The 24852-nt window shown below is 65.8% G+C and carries 25 protein-coding genes and 1 pseudogene; 11 read left to right on the top strand and 15 right to left on the bottom strand.

All coding sequences use genetic code 11. The features are described 5' to 3' along the window. Positions 1-195: 195 nt before the first annotated feature. From AC5Y21_RS21650 to AC5Y21_RS21625, 6 genes and pseudogenes are all read right to left on the bottom strand, one after another. A complete protein-coding gene (locus tag AC5Y21_RS21650; RefSeq protein WP_499915361.1) occupies positions 196-1563 on the bottom strand; it encodes an HRDC domain-containing protein in 1368 nt (455 codons plus the stop codon). A 1-nt stretch (position 1564) separates the two neighbouring features. Continuing rightward, a pseudogene (locus AC5Y21_RS21645) lies at positions 1565-2196 on the bottom strand (DUF3000 domain-containing protein). A 56-nt stretch (positions 2197-2252) separates the two neighbouring features. Continuing rightward, positions 2253-3074, bottom strand: coding sequence for an enoyl-CoA hydratase/isomerase family protein (locus tag AC5Y21_RS21640; protein ID WP_499915295.1), 822 nt, complete (start codon positions 3072-3074; stop codon positions 2253-2255). Between the two features lie 9 nt (positions 3075-3083). Further along, positions 3084-4772 (bottom strand): GMC family oxidoreductase, encoded by a 1689-nt coding sequence (locus AC5Y21_RS21635; protein WP_499915293.1) that lies wholly within the window; start codon positions 4770-4772, stop codon positions 3084-3086. Continuing rightward, positions 4765-5502, bottom strand: coding sequence for a gluconate 2-dehydrogenase subunit 3 family protein (locus tag AC5Y21_RS21630; protein ID WP_499915291.1), 738 nt, complete (start codon positions 5500-5502; stop codon positions 4765-4767). Before AC5Y21_RS21630 ends, AC5Y21_RS21635 begins: the two co-directional genes overlap by 8 nt. 9 nt (positions 5503-5511) lie before the next feature. Further along, a complete protein-coding gene (locus AC5Y21_RS21625) occupies positions 5512-5991 on the bottom strand; it encodes a hypothetical protein (RefSeq protein WP_499915289.1) in 480 nt (159 codons plus the stop codon). Positions 5992-6123: 132 nt separating this feature from the next. On the opposite strand from AC5Y21_RS21625, the gene hemE reads away from it, so the two are divergent. From hemE to AC5Y21_RS21605, 4 genes are read left to right on the top strand one after another with little or no spacing between them, the layout of a single operon-like run. After that, a complete protein-coding gene (gene hemE / locus AC5Y21_RS21620) occupies positions 6124-7197 on the top strand; it encodes a uroporphyrinogen decarboxylase (protein WP_499915287.1) in 1074 nt (357 codons plus the stop codon). Further along, a complete protein-coding gene (locus tag AC5Y21_RS21615; protein ID WP_499915285.1) occupies positions 7194-8540 on the top strand; it encodes a protoporphyrinogen oxidase in 1347 nt (448 codons plus the stop codon). The genes hemE and AC5Y21_RS21615 overlap by 4 nt, the downstream gene beginning before the upstream one ends. Positions 8541-8545: 5 nt before the next feature. Continuing rightward, positions 8546-9250: a hydrogen peroxide-dependent heme synthase gene (hemQ, locus tag AC5Y21_RS21610; protein ID WP_499915283.1), complete on the top strand. Its 705-nt coding sequence runs from the start codon at positions 8546-8548 to the stop codon at positions 9248-9250. Continuing rightward, entirely contained in the window at positions 9247-9996 is a 750-nt protein-coding gene (locus AC5Y21_RS21605) for a class I SAM-dependent methyltransferase (protein ID WP_499915281.1), read from the top strand. Before hemQ ends, AC5Y21_RS21605 begins: the two co-directional genes overlap by 4 nt. Positions 9997-10200: 204 nt before the next feature. Here AC5Y21_RS21605 and msrB read toward each other — a convergent pair whose 3' ends face one another. Genes msrB through AC5Y21_RS21585 form a run of 4 tightly spaced genes read right to left on the bottom strand, consistent with a single transcriptional unit; the run spans position 10201 to position 14307 of the window. Further along, positions 10201-10611 (bottom strand): peptide-methionine (R)-S-oxide reductase MsrB, encoded by a 411-nt coding sequence (gene msrB, locus AC5Y21_RS21600; protein ID WP_499915279.1) that lies wholly within the window; start codon positions 10609-10611, stop codon positions 10201-10203. Further along, positions 10608-11912 carry an arabinofuranan 3-O-arabinosyltransferase gene (gene aftC, locus AC5Y21_RS21595; RefSeq protein WP_499915277.1) on the bottom strand — a complete coding sequence of 435 codons (1305 nt, stop codon included), beginning with the start codon at positions 11910-11912 and terminating at the stop codon, positions 10608-10610. The genes msrB and aftC overlap by 4 nt, the downstream gene beginning before the upstream one ends. A 22-nt stretch (positions 11913-11934) precedes the next feature. Continuing rightward, positions 11935-13512 (bottom strand): alpha/beta fold hydrolase, encoded by a 1578-nt coding sequence (locus AC5Y21_RS21590; protein WP_499915275.1) that lies wholly within the window; start codon positions 13510-13512, stop codon positions 11935-11937. Between the two features lie 42 nt (positions 13513-13554). Next, complete coding sequence (locus AC5Y21_RS21585) at positions 13555-14307, bottom strand: pyrimidine reductase family protein (protein WP_499915273.1); 753 nt, start codon at positions 14305-14307, stop codon at positions 13555-13557. Between AC5Y21_RS21585 and zapE the strand changes: the two genes are divergently transcribed. Then, positions 14306-15406 (top strand): cell division protein ZapE, encoded by a 1101-nt coding sequence (zapE, locus tag AC5Y21_RS21580; RefSeq protein ID WP_499915271.1) that lies wholly within the window; start codon positions 14306-14308, stop codon positions 15404-15406. The two genes, AC5Y21_RS21585 and zapE, sit on opposite strands and share 2 nt — an antisense overlap. Before the next feature lies 1 nt (position 15407). On the opposite strand, the gene AC5Y21_RS21575 is transcribed toward zapE, so the two are convergent. Continuing rightward, positions 15408-15947, bottom strand: coding sequence for a hypothetical protein (locus AC5Y21_RS21575; RefSeq protein ID WP_499915269.1), 540 nt, complete (start codon positions 15945-15947; stop codon positions 15408-15410). A gap of 82 nt (positions 15948-16029) precedes the next feature. Beyond that, positions 16030-16788 carry a Clp protease N-terminal domain-containing protein gene (locus AC5Y21_RS21570; RefSeq protein WP_499915267.1) on the bottom strand — a complete coding sequence of 253 codons (759 nt, stop codon included), beginning with the start codon at positions 16786-16788 and terminating at the stop codon, positions 16030-16032. Positions 16789-17054: 266 nt separating this feature from the next. Here AC5Y21_RS21570 and AC5Y21_RS21565 point away from each other — a divergent pair, with 266 nt between their 5' ends. The 6 genes from AC5Y21_RS21565 to AC5Y21_RS21540 all read left to right on the top strand — a co-directional run bounded on the left by AC5Y21_RS21565 (position 17055) and on the right by AC5Y21_RS21540 (position 21189). Beyond that, positions 17055-17378, top strand: coding sequence for a DUF732 domain-containing protein (locus tag AC5Y21_RS21565; RefSeq protein WP_499915265.1), 324 nt, complete (start codon positions 17055-17057; stop codon positions 17376-17378). A 119-nt stretch (positions 17379-17497) separates the two neighbouring features. Next, positions 17498-19009, top strand: a complete 1512-nt coding sequence (locus AC5Y21_RS21560) for an alanine/glycine:cation symporter family protein (RefSeq protein WP_499915263.1) — start codon at positions 17498-17500, stop codon at positions 19007-19009. Between the two features lie 73 nt (positions 19010-19082). After that, entirely contained in the window at positions 19083-19415 is a 333-nt protein-coding gene (locus AC5Y21_RS21555; RefSeq protein WP_499915261.1) for a DUF732 domain-containing protein, read from the top strand. A 46-nt stretch (positions 19416-19461) separates the two neighbouring features. Next, positions 19462-19917 carry a DUF2834 domain-containing protein gene (locus AC5Y21_RS21550; RefSeq protein ID WP_499915259.1) on the top strand — a complete coding sequence of 152 codons (456 nt, stop codon included), beginning with the start codon at positions 19462-19464 and terminating at the stop codon, positions 19915-19917. Next, complete coding sequence (locus AC5Y21_RS21545; RefSeq protein ID WP_499915257.1) at positions 19914-20873, top strand: alpha/beta fold hydrolase; 960 nt, start codon at positions 19914-19916, stop codon at positions 20871-20873. The genes AC5Y21_RS21550 and AC5Y21_RS21545 overlap by 4 nt, the downstream gene beginning before the upstream one ends. Positions 20874-20913: 40 nt before the next feature. Continuing rightward, a complete protein-coding gene (locus tag AC5Y21_RS21540; protein WP_499915254.1) occupies positions 20914-21189 on the top strand; it encodes a three-helix bundle dimerization domain-containing protein in 276 nt (91 codons plus the stop codon). Positions 21190-21420: 231 nt separating this feature from the next. Here AC5Y21_RS21540 and AC5Y21_RS21535 read toward each other — a convergent pair whose 3' ends face one another. The 3 genes from AC5Y21_RS21535 to AC5Y21_RS21525 form a co-directional block, all read right to left on the bottom strand. Continuing rightward, positions 21421-21879: a universal stress protein gene (locus AC5Y21_RS21535; RefSeq protein WP_499915252.1), complete on the bottom strand. Its 459-nt coding sequence runs from the start codon at positions 21877-21879 to the stop codon at positions 21421-21423. A gap of 305 nt (positions 21880-22184) precedes the next feature. Then, on the bottom strand, positions 22185-22511 hold the full coding sequence (locus AC5Y21_RS21530) for a DUF732 domain-containing protein (protein ID WP_499915249.1): 327 nt from the start codon (positions 22509-22511) through the stop codon (positions 22185-22187). A 731-nt stretch (positions 22512-23242) separates the two neighbouring features. Then, positions 23243-24852, bottom strand: a 1610-nt coding sequence (locus AC5Y21_RS21525) for a sensor domain-containing protein (RefSeq protein ID WP_499915247.1), incomplete at its 5' end; no start/stop codon positions are given.

Below are 24852 nucleotides of genomic sequence, written 5' to 3'. Positions count from 1 at the left end.
CTTCGGGAAGGCTGGCTCCGGCGTGACGCGAGGGCTTTCGGCGTGAAGCCAAGGTTTTGGCAGTGAACCCAGGGATTTCAGGGTGAAGACAGGGTGGAATCTGGGCGATTTTTCCGGCCTGGTTTAACTCCCAGCGCCAACGTTTCACACCCAACGCCAACGCTTCACCCTCAACGAGGGCACACCAGCAACGTCCTAGCCGTCCTCGGCGCCGGCCGGCGGCGACAGCGCGGCGGCCAGCACCGGGACCACGAGTTCGCGTTGCCACGACCGCGCCTGACCCAGACGCAATTGCTCCTCTACGGCCTTGGCGGGGTTTTCGGCGTTCGCCGCGATGGCGTCCCAGTCCCAACACAACCGTCGTAGCAGGTCAGGCAATATCAGGTTCTCCGCAGGTACGTCGACCCGCTGCGACACTTTGGCCAGGGCCGCCCGGGCGGCTTCCAGCCGCGCCGCGGCCTCGGGCTTCCGTTTGCCCCACCGCGCCGGCGGCGGCGGGCCATTACTAGGTTCCACCTCGTCCGGCGAATTCGCGCTTTCGCGGGCCGCCTGCAGCGCCCCCAGCCACATCGCAGCGCTACGGCGCTGGTTGCGCCCGCCGAACACCGGCAGCGCGACCAGGTCCTGGACCGTCTTGGGGTCGGCGATGGCGGCGTCGATGATGGCCGAATCCGGCAGGATCCGGCGCGGCGCGATGTCGCGCCGCTGGGCGATACGGTCCCGCGCCGCCCACATCTCGCGAACCGCGGCCAAGCCTCGCGGGTCACGTATCTTGTGGATCCCGGACGTCCTACGCCAGCGCTCCCGCCGGGCGGCCGGCGCCGACTCCCTCTCGGCCTCCCTAACCTCAAAGTCGCGCAGGTAGTCGAATTCCTCTGCGGCCCAATCGGTTTTGCCTTGCTCGGCCAACACTTCCGCGATCGCCGCCCGCAGCTCGATGAGGAGTTCGACGTCCAGGGCCGCGTAGTTGAGCCACTCCATGGGCAGCGGGCGCTTGGACCAGTCGGCGGCGCCATGGCCCTTGGCCAGCCCTAAACCCAGCAACCTCTGGACCATGGTCGCCAGGTTCACCCGGTCGAATCCGGCCAGCCGCCCGGCGAGCTCGGTGTCGTACAGCGCCGGCGGCCGCAGTCCGACCTCGGCCAGACAGGGCAGGTCCTGATCGGCGGAGTGCAGAATCCACTCGTCGTGGCGCAGCACCTCGGCCACCGGCCGCAGCACGGTCTGCGGGTCTCCACCGTGGCTGACCGGGTCGATGAGCACGGTGCCGGCATTGGCCCGCCGGATCTGAATCAGGTAGGCCCGATTGGAGTAGCGGAAGCCCGAAGCGCGCTCGGCGTCCACCGCAAAGGGTCCGCTGCCGCGGTCCAGGAGCGCCGCGGCCGCCTCGATATCGCCGACGGTCACCGAAAGTGTCGGTATCCCCTCGGCGGGGTGCACTAGCGGGGTGGGTTCCGGCTCGTTGCTGCCCGGCGGGTCGGGGTCCGATGGTGGCGACCCGCTTCGCCCGGCTGCGCCGCGCTCGCGATCGCCACGCGCCAGCGGAGACTGCTCGGGGCACATGTCAGGCGCGTGACCGCGAGCCCAGGTCAGTGACCCCGGCCGGCGGTAGGCCCGCGGCGTGCTCCAGTACGTCGCAGAAAGCCTCGACATGGGCGCCGACCTCGGGGGTGGTCGCCGTCCATGACGCCCGCAGTTCCAGCTGATGGGCGCGCGGTGTCCCGGAGATGTCGCCGTAACGCACCGACGTGGTGGCGGTGACGGTGCCGCCCAGCGCGGTGAACTGTTCGGTGTGCGCCTCCAGCGCCTCGGCGAGCCAGCTCCACGCCACTTCCGGCAGCAGTGGGTCGATGGCCTCGTGCGAGTCCAGGTCAGCCTGAATGTAGGCGACCAGGCGGATGGTCCCGTCCCACGCATCGGAGCCGTCCGGGTCGTAGAGCAGGATCAGCCGGCCGAACGCGTCGCCTTCGGATCGCTCGGGGACGATCTCGACGTCGGGATGTTTGACTTCGGCACCCAGCGCGTAGCTGTACGGCGCCAGCCGCTGTGGCGGCCGGATGGGGCCGAGCTCGATTTCGGGCCGCACGGTCACAGCGTTCATGGCCGCCACCGCATCGCGGAAGGGCGCCGGTTCAGCTGATGTCATGCGCGCCGCTCCTCATCGCTGCGCTCTGCATCGTCGCGTGCGCGGGTCACCGTTCCGACGGTAGACCTATCGTCCGACACGCGAAATCAGGCGCGCCGAATAGTGCTCAGCTGTTGGAGCGGTCGCCAAAACGTGCGGGGCGTTTTTCGCGGTGGGCGGCGAGCCCTTCCCGGACATCGGGCCCGCCGAACCCGACGAATTCCAGCCCGAGAGACGTTTCGAAGGCAGGCCCGAACATGCGGTACCAGTGGTTGAGGCTGTGTTTGGTCCAGCGGATCGCGTGCTGGGCCCCGTTCGCGAGGTTCTCGGCCAGCCGAGTTGCGGTGGGAAGCACATCGTCGTCGTCGACGCAGGTCGAGACCAATCCGATGCGTTCGGCTTCTTCGCCGGACAGCGTCTCGCAGGTCAGCAGGTAGTACTTGGCCTTCGCCATGCCGACCAGCAGCGGCCAGCAGATCGCGGCATGATCACCGGCGGCCACCCCGAGCTTGGTGTGACCGTCGATGATCTTGGCGGTGCGGCCCGCCACCGAGATGTCGGCGAGCAGGGCTACCACCAGACCGGCGCCGACCGCGGGGCCCTTGATGGCCGACACCACCGGTTTGTCGAGGTTAACCAGGTTGAGCACCAGGTCGCGGGCTTCGCGCATGATGCGGATCCGGCCTTCGTAGTCACCGATGGTTTCTTCAATCAAGTCGAAGCTGCCGCCGGAGGAGAACGCTTTGCCTTCGCCGCGGACCAGGACAACCCTGACGTCGGGATCGCGACCGATCACCGGCCAGATGTCGGCGAGGTCGCGATGCATCTGCGGCCCGACCGAGTTCAACCCGGGCGCGTCGAGAACCAGCGTCAGCACCCCGTTGTCGCCGGGTTCGATTCGCAGACTGGGGAATTCGTCATAGCTGACCGGGAATTCGCGCACTGGCATACGTGGATGTTACGCATGCACCGATCGACCGGCCGCGCCCGCCTTGATATCGCCGCGAACAATGCGTTCGGCCAGGCGCGATGCCAGCGCCATGATGGTCAGCGCCGGATTGGCGCTGCCCTGCGTGGGACACACCGAGCCGTCGGCGAGGAACAGGTTGGGAACAGCCCAGGTCCGGTGGTCGGAGTTGACCACACTGGTCTGCGGGTCAGAACCCATCCGCGCGCCGCCGATGAGATGTGCGAATCGCTGAATGGTCAGCACGTCTTGCGCGTCGGCGGCGTGCAGGATGTTGGTGATCACCTTCTTCGAGTACTCCATGTTGGCCTTGTCGTTGTCCGACAGGGAGTAGTCGAAACGGGCAACCGGAATTCCGTACGGGTCGGTCTCGTCGGCCAGAGTGACCCGGTTCTCCGGATGCGGAAGCAGCTCGTTGAGCACCCCGATGGTGGCCCAGTGGTTGTAGTCACGCATGTATTCGCGCAGCGCCGCCCCCCAATGCCCGTCGGCCAGAACGTGTTCGGCCCAGCCGATGGGCAGCGGTGAGACGGTTTGGATAGAAAACCCACGGGCGAAGCCACGGTCGGGATCGGTTTCGTAGAACTGCTCCGACGAGACCTCCGGCGGCGGCGCTTTGTACATCCGCAATTCCTCCGGCCAGCGGCCCGCGGTCTGCGACGCGCCTTGCACTATCACGTATCGGCCGACCTGGTCGTCGTTGTTGCACAATCCGTTCGGGAATTTAGCGCTCGCCGAGTTGAGCAAAAGCCGTGGCGTCTCAATTGAATAGCCCGCTATCGCAACTACTTTGGCACGCTGGCGGTGCTCCTCGTCGCCGTTCTCTTTGAAATAGGTTACCCCGCAGGCATTTCCGGACTCGTCAAGTTCGACGCGGCTGGCCATGCAGTTTGCCCGGATCTCGACGCCGTGGGCCAACGCGTCGGGCAGGTGTGTGACGAACGGGCTGGCCTTGGCGTTGACCTTGCAGCCCTGTAGGCAGTAACCGCGGTAGATGCAGTGTGGCCGGTTGCCGAAGGTGCCGTTGACGATGCCGACCGGGCCGACCCGCATCTCGATGCCGAGTTTGATGGCGCCTTCCCAGAGCTTCAGGGCAGCTCCCGACACCGGATGCGGCGCGAAGGGGTAGCGGTGTGGATCGCCCCACGGCCAGTCCTGACCTGCCACCGGCAGCTCTTGCTCCATGCGCTGGTAGTGCGGACGCAGGTCGGCGTAGCTGATCGGCCAGTCGGCGCCCACCCGGTCCCGGGTGAAGGTTTCGAAGTCGCTGGGGTGAAACCGCGGGGTGTAGCCGGCGTAGTGCACCATCGATCCGCCCACGCCGCGGCCGGAGTTGTTCTTGCCCAGCTCGACCGGGTCGGAGCCGCCGATGATCCGCTTCTGCGTCCAGTACAGCTCGTGCGATCCGGCTTCGTCGGAAACCCAGTCCTCGTCGGGGTGCCAAAACGGCCCGGCTTCCAGGATCACGATCCGCCAGCCGGCCCGGGCCAGTCGTTGGGCCAGCACCGAACCGCCCGCTCCGGCGCCCACGATGACGAGGTCGACTTCCTCGTCGTCGGAGTAGCGCCGCATGGTGGCCTCGCCGGGCAGGTCGCGGGAGTGCACGTCGAGCAGGAAGCGGGAGTCGTTGTCCCGCGGGCCAACCGCGCCCTTAAGTAGGCCGCGCCAGAAGTCACCCATCGATGCGGTCCTCTTCGACGGTCTTGACGGGGTCCTCGTCGGTTGCGCCCGGCTTTTCAAACGGCTCACGGCTTCCGACGCCGCCGAGCCGCATGAAACCGCGGGGATAGGCGGGGCCGCCGAACCCGATCTCGTTCCATGCCCACGGATGGCTGTAGAAAGCGCTGAGCGCCATCCGCATCACCACCGACCAGGCCCGCGAGACGTTCAATCGCGCCCAGCTGCCGCCCGACAGCTTCGCGTCGGCGAACTGCCCGATGATCGATTCCCGGGTGTCCAGGTCGGCGGCCGCGAACGACTCCGCGCCGCAGCCTGCGGCCGCTTCATCCAACCCGGTCAGCACCAGCCGCCAGGTGTCACGGTCATCAGGCATGTCGGCGTACTGGAAGCCGTCCAGCTTGCCGTCGGCGAGCTTGGCGTCGACGAACTCGGCTACCGGAATGCGCGGGTCGGAATCCTGGGCGAGCACGGTGTCGCAGAACGCCCGCAGGGTCGGCTCCTCAGACGCGTCGAAAAACCGCAGCGGCCCGGGTTCGTCGAGCCGGGACAGCACCACCGACTTGGTGGCTTCGTCCCAGGTGTCGACGGGGGCCAGCACGTCGTATTCGGGGTAGCGGCCGATCATCTGCGGTGTGGTGCCGCGTCGCTGGCGGGGCAGCCACGACGGATGCAACGGCCGGCCCTCAGGCCGCAGGTTAGGCAAGTGCTCGCCACCTGGGATATCCGGCATCGCGGACGCTCACTTCTCGCGCCGCAGCACCGCGGCCAGCAAGCCCATCCCCCCGACAATGCTCATCAGCCCGGGTGCCGCGATGGGCGGGCCCATCGGCACGTTGTAGCTGGCCAGTCCCCAGCCGCCGGGGCGGCGCGACACCCCGCGCGCATGGAAGTACTGGCCCATCAGCCCGTTCGCCGCGTACACGGCTGCGGTGACCGGCAGCCAGCGCTTGGCCCACCGCTTGGAGAAGACGCCGCCCACCCCGGCCACCACCACCGGCGGAGTGACCACGATCGGGCTCCACATCCATTTGTTGCCGAAACTGGCCTTGTAATGCTCCAAGTACACCTCCGCCGTCGTGACCAGCGCCGCGAACGCGGTCAGCCCGGACAGTGACCGCTCGAAGCGACCATGGGCCACGTTGCGCAACACCCGATCGACGAGGTACTCCGTCTCTTCGACCAGTCCGGCCCCACTTCCCGGCTTGTCCATAAGCAACATCGGCCGTCTCCTTCCGCGCAGTCGAGGGGGCGGCGAGTAGATGTATCACCGCCGTATCGCGCATTACCCAAAACTGCCGTCCGCTAACGGTTCGGGGTCCGGTACTTCGGCGGCGTGGCAGCATTGAGGCCAATGAGTACCCGTCGCGAGCTCGTCCAATCGCCCTATCTGGCCGCGGTCGCCGGCCGCAAACCCAGCCGGGTGCCGGTCTGGTTCATGCGGCAGGCGGGCCGCTCGCTGCCCGAATACCGGGCGCTGCGAGAACGGCACAGCATGCTGGCGGCCTGCTTTGAGCCAGAACTGGCCTGCGAGATCACCCTGCAGCCGATACGCCGCTACGACGTCGACGCGGCGATCCTGTTCTCCGACATCGTGGTGCCGCTGCGAGCGGCCGGCATCGACTTGGACATTGTCGCCGACGTCGGACCGGTGATCGCCAGCCCGGTGCGCACCGCCGCCGATATCGATGCGATGAAACCTCTTGAACCACAAGCGATTCAGCCGGTGTTGGACACGGTCTCGTTGCTGGTTGACGCGCTGGGTCAGGTTCCGCTGATCGGCTTCGCGGGCGCGCCGTTCACGCTGGCGTCCTACCTGGTCGAGGGCGGACCAAGCCGTAATCACGCCCTCACCAAGGCGATGATGCTGGCCGAGCCGGCGAATTGGCATGCCCTGATGACGAAGCTGGCCGACCTCACCATCGCGGTTTTGCGCGGCCAGATCTCCGCGGGGGTCGACGCGATTCAGGTGTTCGACTCGTGGGCGGGGACGCTGTCGCTGGCCGACTACCGGCAGTACGTGCTGCCGCACAGCGCGCGGGTGTTCGCCACGCTGGCCGAATACGGGGTGCCGATGACGCACTTCGGCGTCGGGACCGCCGAGCTGCTGGGCGCGATGTCCGAGGCGGTGGCGTCCCGAGCGCGCGCCGGAAAAGGCACTGTTGTCGGCGTGGACTGGCGAACCGCGCTGACCGATGCCGCGGCCCGCGTGCAACCCGGGACGGCGCTGCAGGGCAACCTCGACCCGGTGGTGCTATTGGCGGGCTGGCCGGTGGTGGAACACGCCGCGCGTGCCGTCGTCGACGACGGACGTCGGGCCGTGGACGCAGGCGCGGCCGGCCATGTCTTCAACCTCGGCCACGGAGTGTTGCCCGAGACCGATCCCGGCGTGCTGACCGAGTTGGTGTCGCTGGTCCACTCGCTATGAGTGCACGCTCGTATTGCGTTGTGGGGGGCGGTATCTCGGGGTTGACGGCGGCCTACCGGCTGCGGGCGGCGGCGGGTGACGATGCGACCATCACGCTGTTCGATCCCGCCGACCGGCTCGGCGGGGTGTTGCGCACCGAGTCGGTCGGCGGCCAGCCCATGGACCTGGGCGCTGAGGCGTTCGTGCTGCGGCGGCCCGAGATGCCGGCGCTGCTGGGCGAGCTGGGCCTGTCCGGGAGCCAACGGACCACCACCGGCGCCCGGCCGTTGATCTACAGCCAGGGGAATCTGCACCCGTTGCCGTCGGGCACGGTGGCCGGCATTCCGTCGTCGGCGGCATCGGTGGCCGGACTGGTCGACGAGGCCACTCTCGCGCGCATCGAGGCCGAGCCGGGCCGTCCCTTCGAGTGGCAGCCGGGCAGCGATCCCTCGGTGGCCTCGCTGGTGGCCGACCGGTTCGGTGAGCAGGCCGTGGCGAGGTCGGTGGATCCGCTACTGGGCGGGGTATATGCGGGCTCGGCGGCGACGATCGGGCTGCGCGCCGGCGCGCCCAGCGTGGCGGCCGCGCTCGACCGCGGCGCGGGGAGTTTGACCGAGGCGGTGCATCAGGGGTTGCCGCCGGCCAACGACGGGCCGGTGTTCGGTTCGTTGCAAGGCGGCTACCAAGTACTGCTCGACGAGCTCGTCCGGCGCAGTGGGGTGCAGTGGGTGCACGCCGCCATCGAGCAACTTGAGCCTGGCTGGACGCTGCGCGATGACGCCGGTGGCAGCTGGCACGCCGACGCGGTGATCCTGGCCGTCCCGGCCCCGCGGCTGGCGCGCGTCGTCGAGGACCTGGCCCCGCGCAGTTCCGCCGCCGCCCGCCGGATAACGAGCGCGTCGTCGGCGGTGGTGGCGCTGGCGGTGCCGGCCGATACACCGTTTCCGGAATCGTCCGGTGTGCTGGTGGCCAGCGGTGAGCCGTTGCGCGCCAAGGCGATTACCTTGTCGTCACGCAAGTGGGGCTTCGACGGTGAGGTTCAGCTGCTGCGGTTGTCATTCGGGCGCTTCGGCGAAGATCTGGCTGCTCAGGCTTCCGACGGGGACCTGCTGGCCTGGGCTTTGAGCGACTTGGCCGCCGTGTTCGGCGTGGACGTCGAGCCGGTCGATGTTCGCGTGCGGCGCTGGATCGACGCGATGCCGCAGTACGGTCCGGGCCACGCGGATCTGGTCGCCGAGGTGCGCGCGGGTCTGCCGCCGACGCTCGCCGTGGCCGGCAGCTTTCTGGATGGCATTGGCGTACCAGCCTGTATCGGGGCGGCCGGACGTGCGGTCGAGACGCTCCAAGCGGAAATGGCACGATAGATCTCATGGCCAAACTCGCCCGTCTTGATTTTGACGCCCTGAACTCGCAGCTTCGCTACCTGATGTTCTCGGTGTTCTCGGTGCGTCCCGGTGAGCTCGGTGATGGGCGCGACGCTGTGGTGGACGACGCCGCGACGTTCTTCAAGCAGCAGGAGGAACGCGGGGTCGTGGTGCGCGGCCTTTACGACGTGGCGGGGCTGCGCGCCGACGCCGACTTCATGATCTGGACCCACGCGGAGCGCGTCGAGTTATTGCAGGCGACCTACGCCGATTTTCGTCGCACCACCATGCTGGGCCGGGCCAGTACGCCGGTGTGGAGCAGCGTCGCGCTGCACCGGCCGGCGGAGTTCAACAAGAGCCATATCCCGGCGTTTCTGGCCGGCGAGGAGCCCGGCAATTACATCTGCGTGTATCCGTTCGTGCGGTCCTACGAGTGGTACCTGTTGCCCGACGAGGAGCGCCGCCGCATGCTCGCCGAGCACGGCATGGCAGCCCGCGAGTACAAGGATGTTCGGGCCAACACCGTGCCCGCGTTCGCGCTCGGCGACTACGAGTGGATCCTCGCGTTCGAGGCCCCCGAACTGGACCGCATCGTCGACCTGATGCGGGAACTGCGGGCCACCGACGCCCGACGGCATACCCGGGCTGAGACGCCGTTCTTCACCGGGCCGCGGGTACCGGTCGAGCAGCTGGTGAATGCGCTGCCATGAGCTTCCCGGACCCGACCGATCCCGCTCGTTTCGAAGAGACGTATCGCGACGCACGGCTGTCGCACGGCTTGCCCACCGCCACGCCGTGGGACATCGGCGGTCCCCAGCCGGTGGTCCAGCGGCTGGTCGCGCTGGGCGCAATCAAGGGTGAGGTGCTCGACCCGGGCACCGGCCCGGGGCATCACGCGATTTACTACGCCTCGAAGGGCTATTCGGCCACCGGTATCGACGGATCGGCCGCGGCCATCGAGCGTGCTCAGGCGAACGCTCGCAGGGCCGGGGTGTCGGTGAACTTCCAGGTGGCTGATGCGACGAGGCTGGACGGACTGGACAACCGGTTCGACACCGTCGTCGACTGCGCGTTCTACCACACTTTCAGTACTGCTCCGGAGCTGCGGCAGTCCTATGTTCAGGCGTTGCGGCGGGCAACCAAGCCGGGAGCGCGGTTGTACATGTTCGAGTTCGGGGACCGTGACGTCAACGGCTTCAGGATGTTTCGGAGTTTGTCCGAGGACGACTTCCGCCAGGTGCTTCCCTACGGCGGTTGGGAGATCACCTACCTGGGCACGACCACCTATCTGGTCAACCTCAGCGCCGAGTCGATCGAGATGATGGCCGCGCGCAATCCCGATGCGGCCCACCAGGTTCGGCCTTTCATGGAGCAGTTCCGGGCCATGGAGCCGTGGTTGGTCAACGGCAGGGTGCACGCGCCGTTCTGGGAAGTGCACGCGACCCGGCTGGACTGACGCCGCTCAAACCGCCGTTTTCCCTCGAATCACAGCGGCACTTCAGCAACAGTGGTCACTCCAGTCACCGGCGGAGAGACGTTTCTCCTAGTCCAGCTATCAGCGACAAAATTTTGTCGCTGGTAGCTGGACTACAAGACATGTCCGGATCTTTTTGTGACAGCCGGGAACCCTGAGACGGATGGGGCAGCCCAGCCTCCGGCGTTATCCCTCGTCAGGGACCAGCCGCAGCGAGATCGAGTTGATGCAGTAGCGCTGGTCCGTCGGTGTCGAATAGCCCTCACCGGTGAACACGTGTCCCAGGTGGCTGTGGCAGGTGGCGCACAGCACCTCCGTGCGCGCCATCCCGAGCGAATTGTCGGAACGCAGGATCACCGCGTCCGAACTCGACGGGTCGAAAAACGAGGGCCAGCCACAGTGTGACTCAAATTTCTCTGTGCTGCGGAACAACTCGGCTCCGCAGGCCCGACATTGGTAGACGCCCTGGGTTTTGGTGTCGGTGTACTCGCCGGTGAATGGCCGCTCGGTGCCGGCGCGACGCAACACGTCGAACTCCTGCGGGGTGAGCTTTTGACGCCACTCGTCATCGGTGAGTTCTAGCTTTGGATGGCTCATGTGTCCACGCTAGCCCGGTCTTCCGTCAGCCACGCCGGATCGATGCCGCTGTCCAACCGGTCCTCCGCCTTGGCGTCCAGATAGCGGAAGTACAGCACCGTGAACACCACGATCAGCAGCAGCGACCACCCGTAGGTGATCTTGAGGTACTCCAACGCGCGCCCCCATCTCATCCAGTTGAGCAGCAGCCAGCGGTCCAGCGTCATAAAGCCGTAGATCGCCAGCCACGCCGGCCAGCTGCGGATCAGCGAATTGGGCAGCACGACCGTCATCAGGAACGGGAACAGCATCATCGAGTAGTAGCCCTGGGCCAACGGCAGCGCCAGCCACGACCACAGCAGCAGCACACCGGCCGAGTTTGCGAACCAGAACAGCGGGTCGCGGGTGCGGTAGTAGCGGTACAACAGCCACATCGCGCCGATCGCGAGCAGCGTGAAAAGAATCCGCAGGAACACGATCATCCAGGTGGGCAGCCCGAAGTACACGCCATTGCCCTCGATCGAGCTGTTGAAGTAGTCCCGGACGCCCCCGATGTAGGGCAACGTGCGGGTGAAGAAGTCCATCGGGTCGCTGACCAGCGGGATCGCCGCCACGTTGATGACCGCGGGCACCAGGACGGCGGGCACCAGGGCCCGCCACTGGCGGTTCAGCAGCGGCAGCAACAGCAACGGGGCCAGCACAGGCTTGAGCGTCAGCGTCAGCCCGACGGCGACGCCCGCCCACCACTGATAGCCCACTTTGCCGTCCAGCAGCCACCGCACGAACAACACCTCCGCCAGCAGGACGCAGCCGTTGATGTTGGTGAACACCAGCGTGTTGGTCACCGTCTCGGTGCAGAACATTGCCAGCAGCAACGCGGGGGCGGCCACCGAGGACAGCGTGAACTTGAACAGCCGCAGCAGCAGATACCAGGCGATCAGGATGGCCACGGTGTTGATCAAAATAAACAGATACCGCGACGGCGCGAAGGGCAGGTAGCCGAACGGAGCCATCAGCAGCGTCCCGCCGGGCGGATACAGGTAGTGCGGGTCGACGTAGTCGAAGTGCTCGTTGTAGATGTCCCAGCCGCGCCGGAAGTTGAGCACCGCCCGGTAGACCGGCTTGAAATCGTCGGTGATGTTGCCGTTGGTGGTGAGCACGATGCTGCGGTGGAGCACCGAAAGGATGGCCAGCGGCCACAACACCGACCGCAGCACCGTCACCGTGTTCGGTGCACTGGTGCGGGGACGGAATGCGGCCTGGATCCAATCGCGCGAGCCGGTTCGAGTCGAGTCAGCTGCCGTCACGAGCGAACCGTACACCGGCCACGCGCGCCGCCAAGTATTAGGCAGGGCAATAGGTGTCGGTTCCGGGCAGCTTGCCGGAGTCCAGATAGGCGACCAGCGGCGGGACCGCGCAGGACGAATAAATGCTGGCGCCGTGACCGATGCCCTGCCACATCACCCGCTTGCTGGCCGCATTGGCGTTGATGATGGTGGCTGCCGTCGCGGCCACACCTTCCGAGCCCACGATCGGGTCGTTTTGGACACCCATCAACAGGACGTCGATCTTGAGGTCTTTCGGCGGCGGCGAGGGCGAGGTAGTGGGCCAGTGCACGCATTTGACCAAGTTGAGCGCCGCGACGGTGCCGAACTGCGGATAGAGCTTTCCCCACGCGACCACCAGCTCGCGAACGCGGTCCGGGGTCGGGCGGTTGAGCGCGTCGCTGCAGCCGTTGACGAACTGGCCGTCCGAATCCTGGGTGGCGTCGGCGCGGTTGATCAAGTTGGTCAGCAGGTTGGTGTCGCCGGCGCGGGCGGCGGCCAGCGCGTCGGACAGGCTCGTGGTGGTGCTGGCCCGGCCGCCGGTCGGATAGCCCAGCGCAACGATGATCGCGTTGGCCACCGACGCCACCGAGGCACCGCGCGGCCCCTTACCGGTGCGGGCATCGGCGAGCAGCGCAGTAACGGCGCCCTTCGGGTCCGGACCGAGTGAGCAGTTCACCGCCACGCACTGCGCGGCGAACGCGTCGAGGGCGGCTTGCTGACCCTTGACCTGCTGCTCAGCGGCGCCTTCGGCGTTGATACCCAGCGCGACGGGGGAGTCGAGGATCAACCGGCCAACCTTGTCCGGACGCGATCCGGCGTAGGCCAACGCCACCTGCCCGCCGTCGCCCAGTCCGATCAGGGCGAGCGCGGGCACGTCCCAAAGGTTGCGCAAACGTTCGATATCCGAAGCGGCGTGGGAATTGTCGAAGGCCGCGTCGCCCGGTGCGATGGCGTCGGTGCAGTTCGTCGTCGCGCTATTCGAGACGTTCGAAAGGTTGGCAACCGGGTCGTCGCCGGACTTGTATTGGGCCTGGTCGCGCATGGTTCGACGATCGAAGTGGTCGCGGCAGTCGATGGGGCTCGACTTGCCCATCCCGCGGCGGTCGACGGCGACGATGGGATGGGAGCGCAGCACGTCGGCGCCCGCCCCGGACAGCCACACCGCCAATTGCGTCGACGACGGGAGATCGGAGCCGGTGGTCAAGACCAGGGGGCCCGCGTCGCGCGGGGTTTGACTCGAGCGGGCACGCACTGCACCGATGCTCAGCGTCCCCGCCCCGCCGTTGACGGGGTCGAGGTCGGCGTCATAGGTCGCGCAATCGAGTTTGATGCTGGGCGCCGCGGACACTCCCGCGTCGGCGAGCACCTGCTTGGTGCAGTCGTGCCAGGACAAGTCATTCTTGGGCGCGGCGATGGGCGGCGGACCGGCCGGCGGCGGCTTGGTGGTGCCCGCGCCTTGCGGTCGGGCGCCGGAGTTGGTGGCGAAGCGCGGGTCTGCGGGCAGCAGCGGAACGCAGCCGGCCAGCACGGTGGTCGCCGCGATCAGAATCGCGGTCGACGTGATGCGCCGACTCATGCCGACCACAGTAGCCATATCCGAAACGGGAGCCATATTCCAAGGCCCCAACAGACCCGTTCAGGTCTTGACGTAACGCGTGTACAGGTAGCCCGCGTCGTCGGTGAGAACGTGGGCACAACGCATCTGGGTCAGCAACTGACCGGGGCCGGTCGCGATCCGCCGGGCCAGGCCGCCGACCAGATACGGCGCGATCGTCAGGCACAGTTCGTCGAGCATGCCGCGCTGGACGAACGCGCCGAGCAGCATCGGTCCGCCTTCAGTGAGGATCCGGCGGAAACCACGCGCCTTTAGCACCGCCAGCATCGCGGCCTCGTCGACCCCGGCGGGGTCGTTGGCTGAGCAGTCCACCACCTCGGCGAGGCCGGCCAGCCCGCGGCGCGTCGAAGCGGCAGCCTCCGTGCAGGTCAGCACCAAAGGTGGGACTTCGGTGCGGGTGAACACTCCCAGATCGCGGTCCAGGCGACCCGACTTGGTGACAATCACCATTTGCGGGACTTCGCTTTGCCCCCGGGCTTGCCGGCGCTGGCGCTGAGCGACGCTCAGATGCGCCCCGGAGTAGCTTTCGATCCGCACCGTGCCCGCGCCGACCAGCACCACATCGGCGAGTTCGCGTAGCAGGTTGAAGATGAACTTGTCGCCGGGCGATGCCATTGCGGCGGTGGTGCCGGCGGAGGTGGCGCCTCCGTCCGCGCTGGTGATGAAATTCGCTCGCAGCCAGAGGCCGTCGTGTTCGGCCGGATAGTCGTAGAGCTGGGGGAGTTCACCGTCGTCGACTTCGCGCCCGGATTCGAGCAGCGTCAGTGCGGGCATGAGTTTGATTGCAGCACGCCGCTACAGTGCCTGCATGCAGGGGGCCACTTCGCCGGACGTGTCCGGGCAGGTCGCTCACCTCGTGGACCGGAACCCGAGCGTGTCGCCGGAGCGGCTGATCTCTCAATTGCGGCCACCGCCGACGTTCGCCGAAGTGAGCTTTGCGACGTATCGCCCCGATCCGGCGGAACCGACTCAGGCTGCCGCCGTCGCGGCGTGTCGGGACTTCTGCCGGCAGGCCGTGGAGCGCCGGGCGGGCCGCAAGAAACTGTTGGGCAGACGTGAGGTGCTGCCCGGCGGCGGGCTCTACCTGGACGGCGGGTTCGGGGTGGGTAAGACTCACCTGCTGGCGTCGGCGTACTACCAGCTGCCGGGTGACGGGCCGGATGCGGGAGCAGATGGGGTTGCGCCCAAGGCGTTCGCCACATTTGGGGAGCTGACCCAATTGGCGGGGGTGTTCGGCTTCGTCGAATGCATTGAGCTGCTGGCCAATTACACCGCGGTGTGTATCGACGAGTTCGAACTGGACGACCCGGGCAACACCACGCTGATCTCGCGGCTGCTTTCGTCGTTGGTGGAGCGGGGCGTGTCGGTGGCGGCCACCTCCAACACGCTGCCCGAGCAGCTCGGCGAGGGCCGCTTCGCCGCGCAGGACTTCCTGCGTGAGATCAATACGCTGGCAAGCATTTTCACCACCGTGCGGATCGAGGGGCCGGACTATCGTCATCGCGACCTGCCGCCGGCGCCCAAGCCGCTGTCCGACGAGCAGGTCGCCGAGCGCGCGGCGGGTGTGCCCGGGGCGACGGTCGACGACTTCGACGCGCTGTGCGCGCATCTGGCCACCATGCATCCGTCGCGGTATCTGACGCTGATCGAGGGTGTCAGCGCGGTGTTCTTGACCGGCGTGCATGCCGTCGACGACCAGAACGTCGCCCTGAGGCTGGTGTCGCTGACCGACCGGCTCTACGACGCCGGCATCCCGGTGGTGGCGTCCGGGGCGAAGCTGGACACCATCTTCAGCGAGGAGATGCTGGCCGGCGGTTACCGAAAGAAGTACCTGCGGGCCACTTCTCGGCTGTTAGCGCTGACGGCCTCTTAAGTCAGAGGTTCCACTGCGCGAGGTGCTGGCCGGTCTTCTTGTCCAGCAGCACCACGTTGGACACCGGATCGCGGTAGGCGTCCCAATACACTTCACCGCGCACAACCGATCCTTGTGGGGCGTTGACGATCACGTTGTCCAGCGCATCGGGCGCGTCGGATGCCCGCGGCTTGTAGGCGTCGGCGAAGGGTGTCACGCCGTTGAAACTGAAATTGGTCGCCATGATGAAGGAGTTCGGCACCCGCACGGCGTGGATCGCCACGTCGGCACGCTCGACGCTGCTGCCCGGGAAGCTTTTGATCGGCACGCCCTCGCGCGTATAGCCGAATCCCGGCGGCGGGTCGCACGGCGTCACGCTGCTGACGGTGACGTCCGCGACGTAGGTGCCAGTGTCCACCCGCAAGGTGTCGCCGATGCGACCGATCGGCGCGTCGCCGGCCCAGGCGCGGGGAACGGCAACGACCGCGGCGGTGAGGCCCACGACAGTGACACCCGCAACGGCGACGATGAGAGAGGTCATCACGCTCAGCCAGCGGTGCATCGTTGCCTCCTCGGCTCCTTCGGCGGACCTTCGCATGATTGCACACGCGCCATAGCAAAGGGGAGTGGTTGGTCGTAGCTGGTCAGCCGTCTCGGGCGGCGTCGGGATCGGGCTCGGTGATCTGGTTGCCGCTGGTCAGCGATTCCAGCGCGGCGACCAGGTCCACCTCGACACGTTCCTTGTCCACTCCGAATCGGTGTAGCGGTCCCGCGCCGTCCTCGAGCTCCAGCAGCGCCAGCAGCACATGTTCGGTGCCAATGTAGTTGTGGCCGAGCCGAAGTGCCTCGCGGAAGGTCAGCTCCAGCGCCTTGCGCGCGGGGCCGCTGAACGGGATGAGCTCGGGGACCTCGGCAGCCGGCGAGGGCAGCGTTACGGCCGCGCGCAGCGCGTCGGTGTCGACGTGCTGCAGATGAAGCAGGACGGTTGCCAGCGCGGCCGGATCACTGAGCAGTCCCAGCAGCAGATGGTCTGGGGTGATTTCGTCGTTGGAGCCTTCATGAGCGATGTTCTGGGCGGCGACGACGGCCCCGCGGGCCCGCGGGGTGAAGCGCCCGAAACCCTGATCTGGGTCCAGCGTGGTGGCTTCGGACCGCGGCACGAAACGCTTCTGCGCAGCCTGCTTGGTGACACCCATGCTTTTGCCGATGTCAGTCCAAGAGGCTCCGGAGCGGCGCGCCTGATCGACGAAATGCCCGATCAGGTGATCGGCGACCTCGCCGAGGTGCTCGGCGGCCAGAACCGCGTCGCTGAGCTGCTCCAACGCGTCGCTGTGCACCCGCTTGATGGCGCTGATCAGCTCGTCGAGGCGGACGGGATACGCGATAGGTGTCGGCTCGGCCATAGCGTCAACAGTAGGTTGACGACGGGTGCTGCGTCAACTGGGGGTTGACGATGGTCTGTGGCGCGAAGGCCCGCGCTTCGTGCGGCTTCAAGTGTGAACGGAGGCTTTCGCTGTGAATCCTGGGCTTTCCGCGGGAGTGTGGGGCGGGCATCGGCGCAATTTGCGCCCAGGCTGCACGCGCGAAGCCCAGGATTCACGCCGAAAGCCCAGGCTTCACACCGAAAGCCGGAGACAACGAACCGCCAATCTGGCACGATTTGGACACCGTGAAGCCGCTAATTCCGACGTTGACAGGTCTCGCCGTTTTGGCGGGCGTGGCCGCGCCCGCCTACGCCGACAGCACCGACGACCAATTCCTCGCGACAATCCGGGCAGCCGGCATCAGCTTTCCGGACCCGGGCCGGGTGATCGCGGCCGGCAAATGGGTGTGCGAGAGGGCGGGTCACGGCGTTCAGATGGTGGATCTGGTGAAGGACGTCCAAATCCAAAACCCTGGGCTCGATCAGGAAAAGGCCGCCAAGTTCACCGCGATCGCGGCCAACGTCTACTGCCCGAACGCGCTTCCGCCAACCGCCAACGGCGGTTCATAGCAAGTCACATGTGACCCGTTGTTAACACCGACATCCCGGTGAACGAAACGTGTCGTCAACATTTCGCCTCTACCATCCTGAGACGAACAGCGGACCCTGCGACGCGGAGAGGAAGCAAATTGGACTTCCTTCAGGCGCAGTTGATCGACCCGCTGAGCAATCTCCTGAACACCCACATCCTCGTCTACCTGCTCATCGGCGTCGGCGTCTATTTCACGTTGCGCACCAGGTGTATTCAGATCCGCTACTTCGGGCGCATGTTTCGTCAGCTCCGTAAATCCCACCGCCAAGACGGTGGGATTTCTTCCTTTCAGGCATTCTGCGTGGGGCTGGCGTCGCGAGTGGGCACCGGAAACATCGCCGGTGTCGCTATCGCACTTACCGTCGGTGGGCCCGGCGCGATCTTCTGGATGTGGGTGGTGGCCGCGGTCGGCATGGCCACCGCGGTCATTGAGGCAACGCTCGCACAGCTTTTCAAGGTCCGCTCCGACGACGGCGCCTTCCGGGGCGGCCCCGCGTTCTACATCCAGCGGGGCCTGCGGTCACGGGCCGGCGGCGTCTTGTTCGCGGTGTTGCTGATGGTCACGTTCTCGACCGCGTTCAACATGGTGGAGACCAATGCGATCAGCGGAGTCCTGAAGTCGTCGCATGGCATCCCGATCGGCTGGACAACGGTGGCTCTGGCCGTGCTCGCGGCGCCGGTCCTGTTCGGCGGGGTGCGCAGGGTCGCCAAGTTTGCCGGAATGGTCCTTCCCGGGGTGGCGCTGGTTTACGCGTTGCTGGCGCTCGCGATTGTCGCAGCCAACATCAGCGAGCTGCCGACGGTGATCGAGCAGATCATCGGCGGCGCGTTCGGAATCAAGCAAATGGCAGGCGGTTTCGCCGGCGGGATCGCGGCGGCGATGTCCACCGGGGTCAAGCGAGGCCTATTCGCCTGCGAGGCGGGAATGGGCAGTTCACCCAACATCGCCGGTGCCGCGACCGTGTCACATCCGGTGGAGCAGGGGCTGATCCAGTCGCTCGCCGTTTTCGTCGACACCATGGTGATATGCACGGCGACAGCGTTCATCGTGCTGATGTCCGGGCCCGGGGTCTACAATCCGGCTCACACCGGTTCGATTGCCGGAGCCAGCCTGACCGAGTCCGCCGTCGCCGCCGGATTGGGATCGTGGACCACCGTGTTGATGACCACCGTGGTGTTCGTCTTCGCGTTTGCCTCGGTACTGAGCAATTACGTATGCGCCGAGGCCAACCTGTTTTTCCTGGGTGGGCGCCGCTGGGCGACGAGCGTGCTGAAACTTGTCACGCTGATGGCGATCGTGGTCGGGGCCATGTCCAAGCTGGCGCTGGTCTGGGCGCTCGCCGATCTCGCGATGGCACTGATGGCCATCGCCAACCTGGTCGCGATTTGCCTGCTGAGCAGGTGGGCCTTTGCCGCGTTGAAGGATTATCACCGTCAATCAGCGCTGGGGATAGATCCGATCTTCGTGGCCAGCGAGGTTGACCTACCCGGCGTGCTCGACGGCGACGTCTGGGAAACCTCGGGGCGTCGGCCGGTCGGCGTGCTATCCGGATCGACGCCGATTCGTCGGGCCGCACACCCGTTGTCAGAGGTCTCGTCGGCTGCATAGGCGCCCCCCGCTTTGTTGCCCGTTTGCGGCATGAGATGCGCGGGCACCTGCGCTCTGCGAAAATCGGACAGTCATGAAACTCCTGCTGGTGCTGACAAGCGTCGCTGCCACGATCGGCATTGCCGCGCCGGCGTACGCAGACGACAACGATCAAGAATTCCTCGCCGAACTTCGACAGGCCGGTATCACCTACCAGGACCCGGCGGACGCGATAACCGCCGCCAAGTCGGTGTGTCAGTTAGTCGATCAAGGAAAGTCGGCCGCGGAGATTGTCACCGAACTGCGCAACCGCAATCCGGCATTCCAGGGGGCCGGCGCCGCCAAGTTCACGACACTATCGGCCGCGCATTATTGCCCCAAATATTTGACTGGAGGTGGCCAGCCCTCGAAACCTGGTGGCGGCTAGTCGGATATGTCGGTCCCGGCGGACGGGCTCCCTTACTGTTGAGCCCGTGACAACAGCCGAGCAAGCACCTTCGACCATGCCACTGTCCCGCAAGATGCTGTGCGTCATGTATGGGGCGATCGCACTGGCCGCGCTGATCGCGACCTGGAGCCAAAACCTCGCATACACCCACAACGGCGCTGCTTTCCTCGTCAATTTCTGGCGCGACACCAAGGTCACGGCGGCTTCGCGAAGCATCACCGCCGACATCGTGTTGTTCGCACTCGCCGCGACTGTACTGATGGTGATCGAAGCCAGAAAACACAAAGTGCGGTTCGTCTGGCTCTACGTTGTGGGAAGTTTCTTGATCGCCGTGAGCGTGACGTTTCCGCTTTTCCTGATCGCCCGCGAGTTGCGCATGGGCGCTTCCGAACCGCCGCGCCTCGGTGCGGTGGACACGATTTTGCTCGCCCTGCTCACGATTCTGTCTGGGGTCTTCACCATTTGGGTCGACGCGGGATGAGGGCAGGACGGGCCGCCGGCGCCGCGCTGGCGGCAACTGGTCTTGTCTGGGGCGGTGCGCGTGCTTTAACCGCTCGAATCGAGCGGAACCCGGATCCCTTTACCCGCGAACAACTTCTGGCCGAACCGCAGGGTGACGAGACCCTGATCACCCGCGACGACGGGACGGTGCTGCGGGCGCTGGCTGCGGGGCAAGGTCCACCGGTGGTATTGGTGCACGGCTACACCGGCAACTTTCTCGAGTGGAACTTCGTGTGGGATGAACTGCAGGCCAAGGGCTTTCGCGTGATCGCCTACGATCAGCGCGGCCACGGCCTTTCCACGCTGGGTTCCGACGGGATCGGATCCGAGCCCATGGCCGCCGATCTCGCTGCGGTGCTGCGGCATTTCGACGTTCGTGATGGCGTGCTCGTCGGACACTCGATGGGCGGGTTCGTCACGATCCGCGCCATGCTCGATCATCCCGAGCTCGCGCAGCGGCTGCGTGGAATGGTGCTGTTCGCTACCTGGGCGGGCCGGGTCTTGGACGGAGCGCCACAGAACCGACTGCAGATACCCCTGATGCAATACGGCATCCTGCAACGGATGATGCGCAACAAGACCATAGCGATGCTGTTTGGTGCCGCCCAGTGCGGAAAGAAGCCCTCGCCGACGATGGTCTCGGTGTTCGTCGACTTGTTCAACCGACACATCGATACCCACGGGCCGCTGCTGCCGATCGTGCGGGCCTTCTCGCGCGAAGACCGATACCCACGGCTGGGTGAGATCGGCGTGCCCACCGTGGTCATGGTCGGCTCCGCCGATCGCACCACCCCGCCCAGCCACTCGCGGCGGTTGGCCGCCGGCATAACCGGGGCGCGTCTGGTCACCATCCCCGACGCGGGACATCTGCTGAATTGGGAAGCCGCCGACGACCTGATCCAGGTCGTCGAGTCCTTCCCAGCACACGGCGGGTGACGCTCAGCTATGGGGATCTTTACGCCGAAGTGAATCTTTGATGACTTCAAAAATCATGGCGATTCGTTTAGTGCCGGAGCGTGAATCAGGACGCTACGCTCCGGCAATGCGCCTGGCTATTCCACTTAACGAGGAACCACTGCTGGTACATATCGAATGGCGTCTGATGGACGAATTCCCTAGCGTTTCGCCGGAGGATGTCGATGCGCTCGTGCGCCTGGAGCACGCCCGTTTCGACACCCGTCCGATCCGGCGGTTCGTCCCGTTGTTCGTCGAGAAACACGCGCGTCAGCAACTCACTCACGTCCACGCATAGATCGGGACGGAGGGCTGCGGCTTGTCGGCGGCGGTCGTTGCGGACGGCTTATTGCGTCGGAAGCGGCCGCTGAGTTGCGAAACCCATTGCGCAATAGCGGGATTGAGCCAGTCCTGGCAGATGAGCGCATGGTGCAGAGTGTGAAAGCTGGTGCGGCCGTGGGCTGGACCCGCATAGCTGCACTGAACTAGGTCATCCAATTCATGACGGGGGCGGGGCCGCGCTCATCATTCAGCCGGTGGTGTGAACGATCAGCACGTCGATCTTGGCCCTGCGGGAGACTTCGGATGGGACTGATCCCAGCAGCCGCCCGGCGACGCTGCTGAGTCCGACGTTGCCGACGACCAACAGGTCGGCATGGACCTCCTCGGCCAGGTGCACCAGCGCGTTGATTGGGGCACCGACGATGGGCTTCTCCACCACGTTCTTGGCGCCGGCTTTGTGCGCCCGCTCCCTGGCGTCCTGCAGGATCGCGTAGACGGGGGCGTCGCCCACCAGCCGGTAGTCCTTCCCGTGGTCGCTGCCCGGCGGGACGCTCCAGCCGCCGTGTTCCTCGTGAGCGGGGGGATGTGCCGTCGCAACGATCAATTTCGCGCCGTGATCCGCGGCGATCTCGGCAGCGCGGTCGACCGCACGCAGGGACGAGTCCGAGCCATCGGTGCCGACCACCAGGGTCTGATACGCGCCCATTTTTACCCTCCAGCCATCGTTTGCAACGCGCCTGAGTCATCTCCGCAGCGCTACTCGAGCATGCCCCAGAAGTGAGCAGCCGCACTAGCCTTACACCATGCCCGCAGTCGGCGGGTGGTCCGCTGGGCCAACGGCTCCCGGATGACGCGGCCACCCGCTCGCCGCCCAGTCGACCAGCACCGACCACGCCGAGGCATTCAGGCAAACACGAATCGCATTGCCGCATAAGGCAATTCATGCAGCTCTTCGGACCACGTTCATCGGCATCCTCCTAGGAGGGGTGTGACCGCAAGACGTGGTGAGGTCTAATGGCCCGGACAGTAGTGCGTAACTGATAGCGAAACGAAGGTCGCCGCCCCGGCTGGGGTGAACCCCGGCATGGTGGCGACATTATTCGCGGCGGCCTGCCGAGTACCGCCTTGATTGAGGAAATTGCAGACCGTGTGGGCGTTGGTGATTAGATTGCCGGGCGGCCCGACGATGCCTACGCCGTTCACCTCCCGAACAAAGTTGTCGTCGTTGGCATCGGCATGAGCTACACCTATCGATAACAACATCAGGGGCACGGCCATGGCCAAAGCCGATAGTTGCCTCCCACTGTTCCGCCCGAGCGCCGTAATAATGCTCTTCATGGGCTTCCCCTTCCTCGGGTAGCGGCGGGCTGCCGTTACCTGGCACAGTGTCGCATTTTGCGATGAAGATCATATGAGTTTCGGCAAGTTACCTTGACTTCCATTTCCCAATTCGGTATGCGTTTTGGCGGTCGTCGGCTCCGGCTCGGTCCTTTTTCGCCCATGGTGTTGAAAGTGGCACTGCCACAACCGATTTCGACACCCGAATGCGGTGATACGCAAGGACTTTGAATACAATGGCAGCTAAGCACGGAACAGCGAACCGCTACAACGAGGGGTACCGGTGCGAGGATTGCAGGAAATGGCACGCCTTCGGTCGCGGATTACCGCCAGAGGCGCGTCAGTGGCGAGGTTAAAGGTGTGGCAGACCTGCCACAAGATGTGGCACCGAGCGGTGCCGGTCCTGTCGACCGGCCCGACTCATGGACGGTCCCCGAGCGCTATCGAGTCAGCCGGCCGCAGCGAAGACGTTAGCTCCGCTGTTGGACAAGCTGCGTTCAGCGTCAGCGCGGTCGCCGTGGGCATCTCGCCTCAGTGCGACGACTGACTGAGAACACGGGGACGCCTAAGGTGTTGCCGTTCACCGGCCTCAGCATGCCCCGCGGTGTAGGTTAAATCCGCGTAGCCGGTGACGATGATGTGATCTATGTCATTCCTCGTCGGCGGACGGTCCTCGCGGCAATCTGTCGCTGGTCAAGTCGATGACCGAGAACGGCGGCGGTTAAATGGTCCTAAGTGAGTACTTTGGCGGCGATCTGTTGCGCGATATCGACCGCTGCGTTAGCCGCATCGTTAGCTGGTGGGTCAGCGCCTAATATTCCGCGATCCGTGGACACATCGATGACGACATTGTTGGACACAGTCAGTGCACGCTGTCCAACACTCCAAATGGAGCGAGAGCCATCGGAGGTCACGAGAAAGGTTGTGGGCGCGCTAAGCGTAGCGTTTGTGTTGGTGACCAGGCCGACAGAGTCCAGGCCACTGCCCTTGGCGAATCGTGTATTTGCACATTTGGCCCAGGTTCGAGCCGAGGCGGCAAAGAACGCAGAAGCGTCACGCGCGGAAGGAAACAACACCACATCCTGTTTGACGAACCCACCACCGGTAGTGCCTTGGAACATAAGCCGCTGTGCGCGCACAGCGATCCAGCCGGTGTTTGCATAAACTGCGGGTAGCGCCGCATCTTTGACGGGCAAGCATGGCTCGTCCGTTAGTGTTTCTGCGCCAGCGCCGCCCATCGTGGTATCAGTTCGTTCCACCACCGTGCTAGTTGCCGCCATCGCGGTCTTGATTTGGTCAGGGCTGAGCAGCAGCTCGTCCAGAGCGGCTTCCGTGACTGGCCGGGCGGCCGACTGAGAGGTGGCCGCGGTCTTTACCGCAAAGAAGTACGCAAGCTTGTCTCCGCCCACCGGTATCGCGAGGGCGACGAACGCCGTCGCGATACCGAACATTACTTTGTGTGCGCCAGACTGAGCCGACCGGACCGCGATCCCCACGCCAATGACCACGATCGCGATCACCAGCAGGTAACCCAGGAGTTTGAATCCGCTCACCGGAACTAGAAACCCAGCCCCCAGGTCGGCTAATGCTAGTAGGGCCAACCCAGCTGGAACGAACCACCGTTTGCGTTGACCAGACGGACCCTTTGTCGTGACCGGTGGCTGCGTGGACGTGGCGGGCGGCGGTGGCGGTGCCATGTAGTCGGCGTGGAACTTCGGTTGGGTCGGTTCCGCTAACTGTCGCGGCGCGGGTGCCGCTGCGGGTTGGGTCTGGTCGGCTTGCAGCGTGGAGTTGTTGGGCGGTGTCAGGGGTGTGGTGATCGCGTCGCGCGCGGCGTCGGCCAACTCGATTGTCGTCGCATACCGCTGATCCGGGTCTTTGGCCATGCCGGTCGCGATGACCTCGTCGACAGCCGCCGGCACATCCGGTTGGGCGGCCGATGGCCGAGGCGGCGGGTCAGTGAGGTGGGCGGCGACCAGTCGCCCCATGGTGTCACCGGCAAACGGTGGGTGGCCGGTCAGGGATTCGTACAGCACGCAGGCCAGTGAGTAAATGTCGGCGCGGGCATCCTCCGCGCGGCCGTCGAGACGTTCGGGTGCGATGTAGGCGAAGGTGCCAATGGTGTTGCCGGTCTTGGTCAGCCGCGTGTCACCGGCGGCGCGAGCGATGCCGAAATCAATTAAATAAGCGAAGTCGCGGTCGTCGAGCAAGATGTTGGACGGCTTGATGTCGCGGTGAATCAGCCCAATCCCGTGGGCGGCGTGCAAGGCTTCGGCAACCTGGCCGATGATTCGCGCCGCCCGGGCGGGTTCCAGCGGCCCATCAGCGAGCAATGCTGCCG

Source organism: Mycobacterium sp. NGS41 (assembly GCF_059812725.1).
The sequence above is the reverse complement of the archived record's forward strand: the minus strand, read 5'-3'. Positions and strand labels throughout refer to the sequence as shown.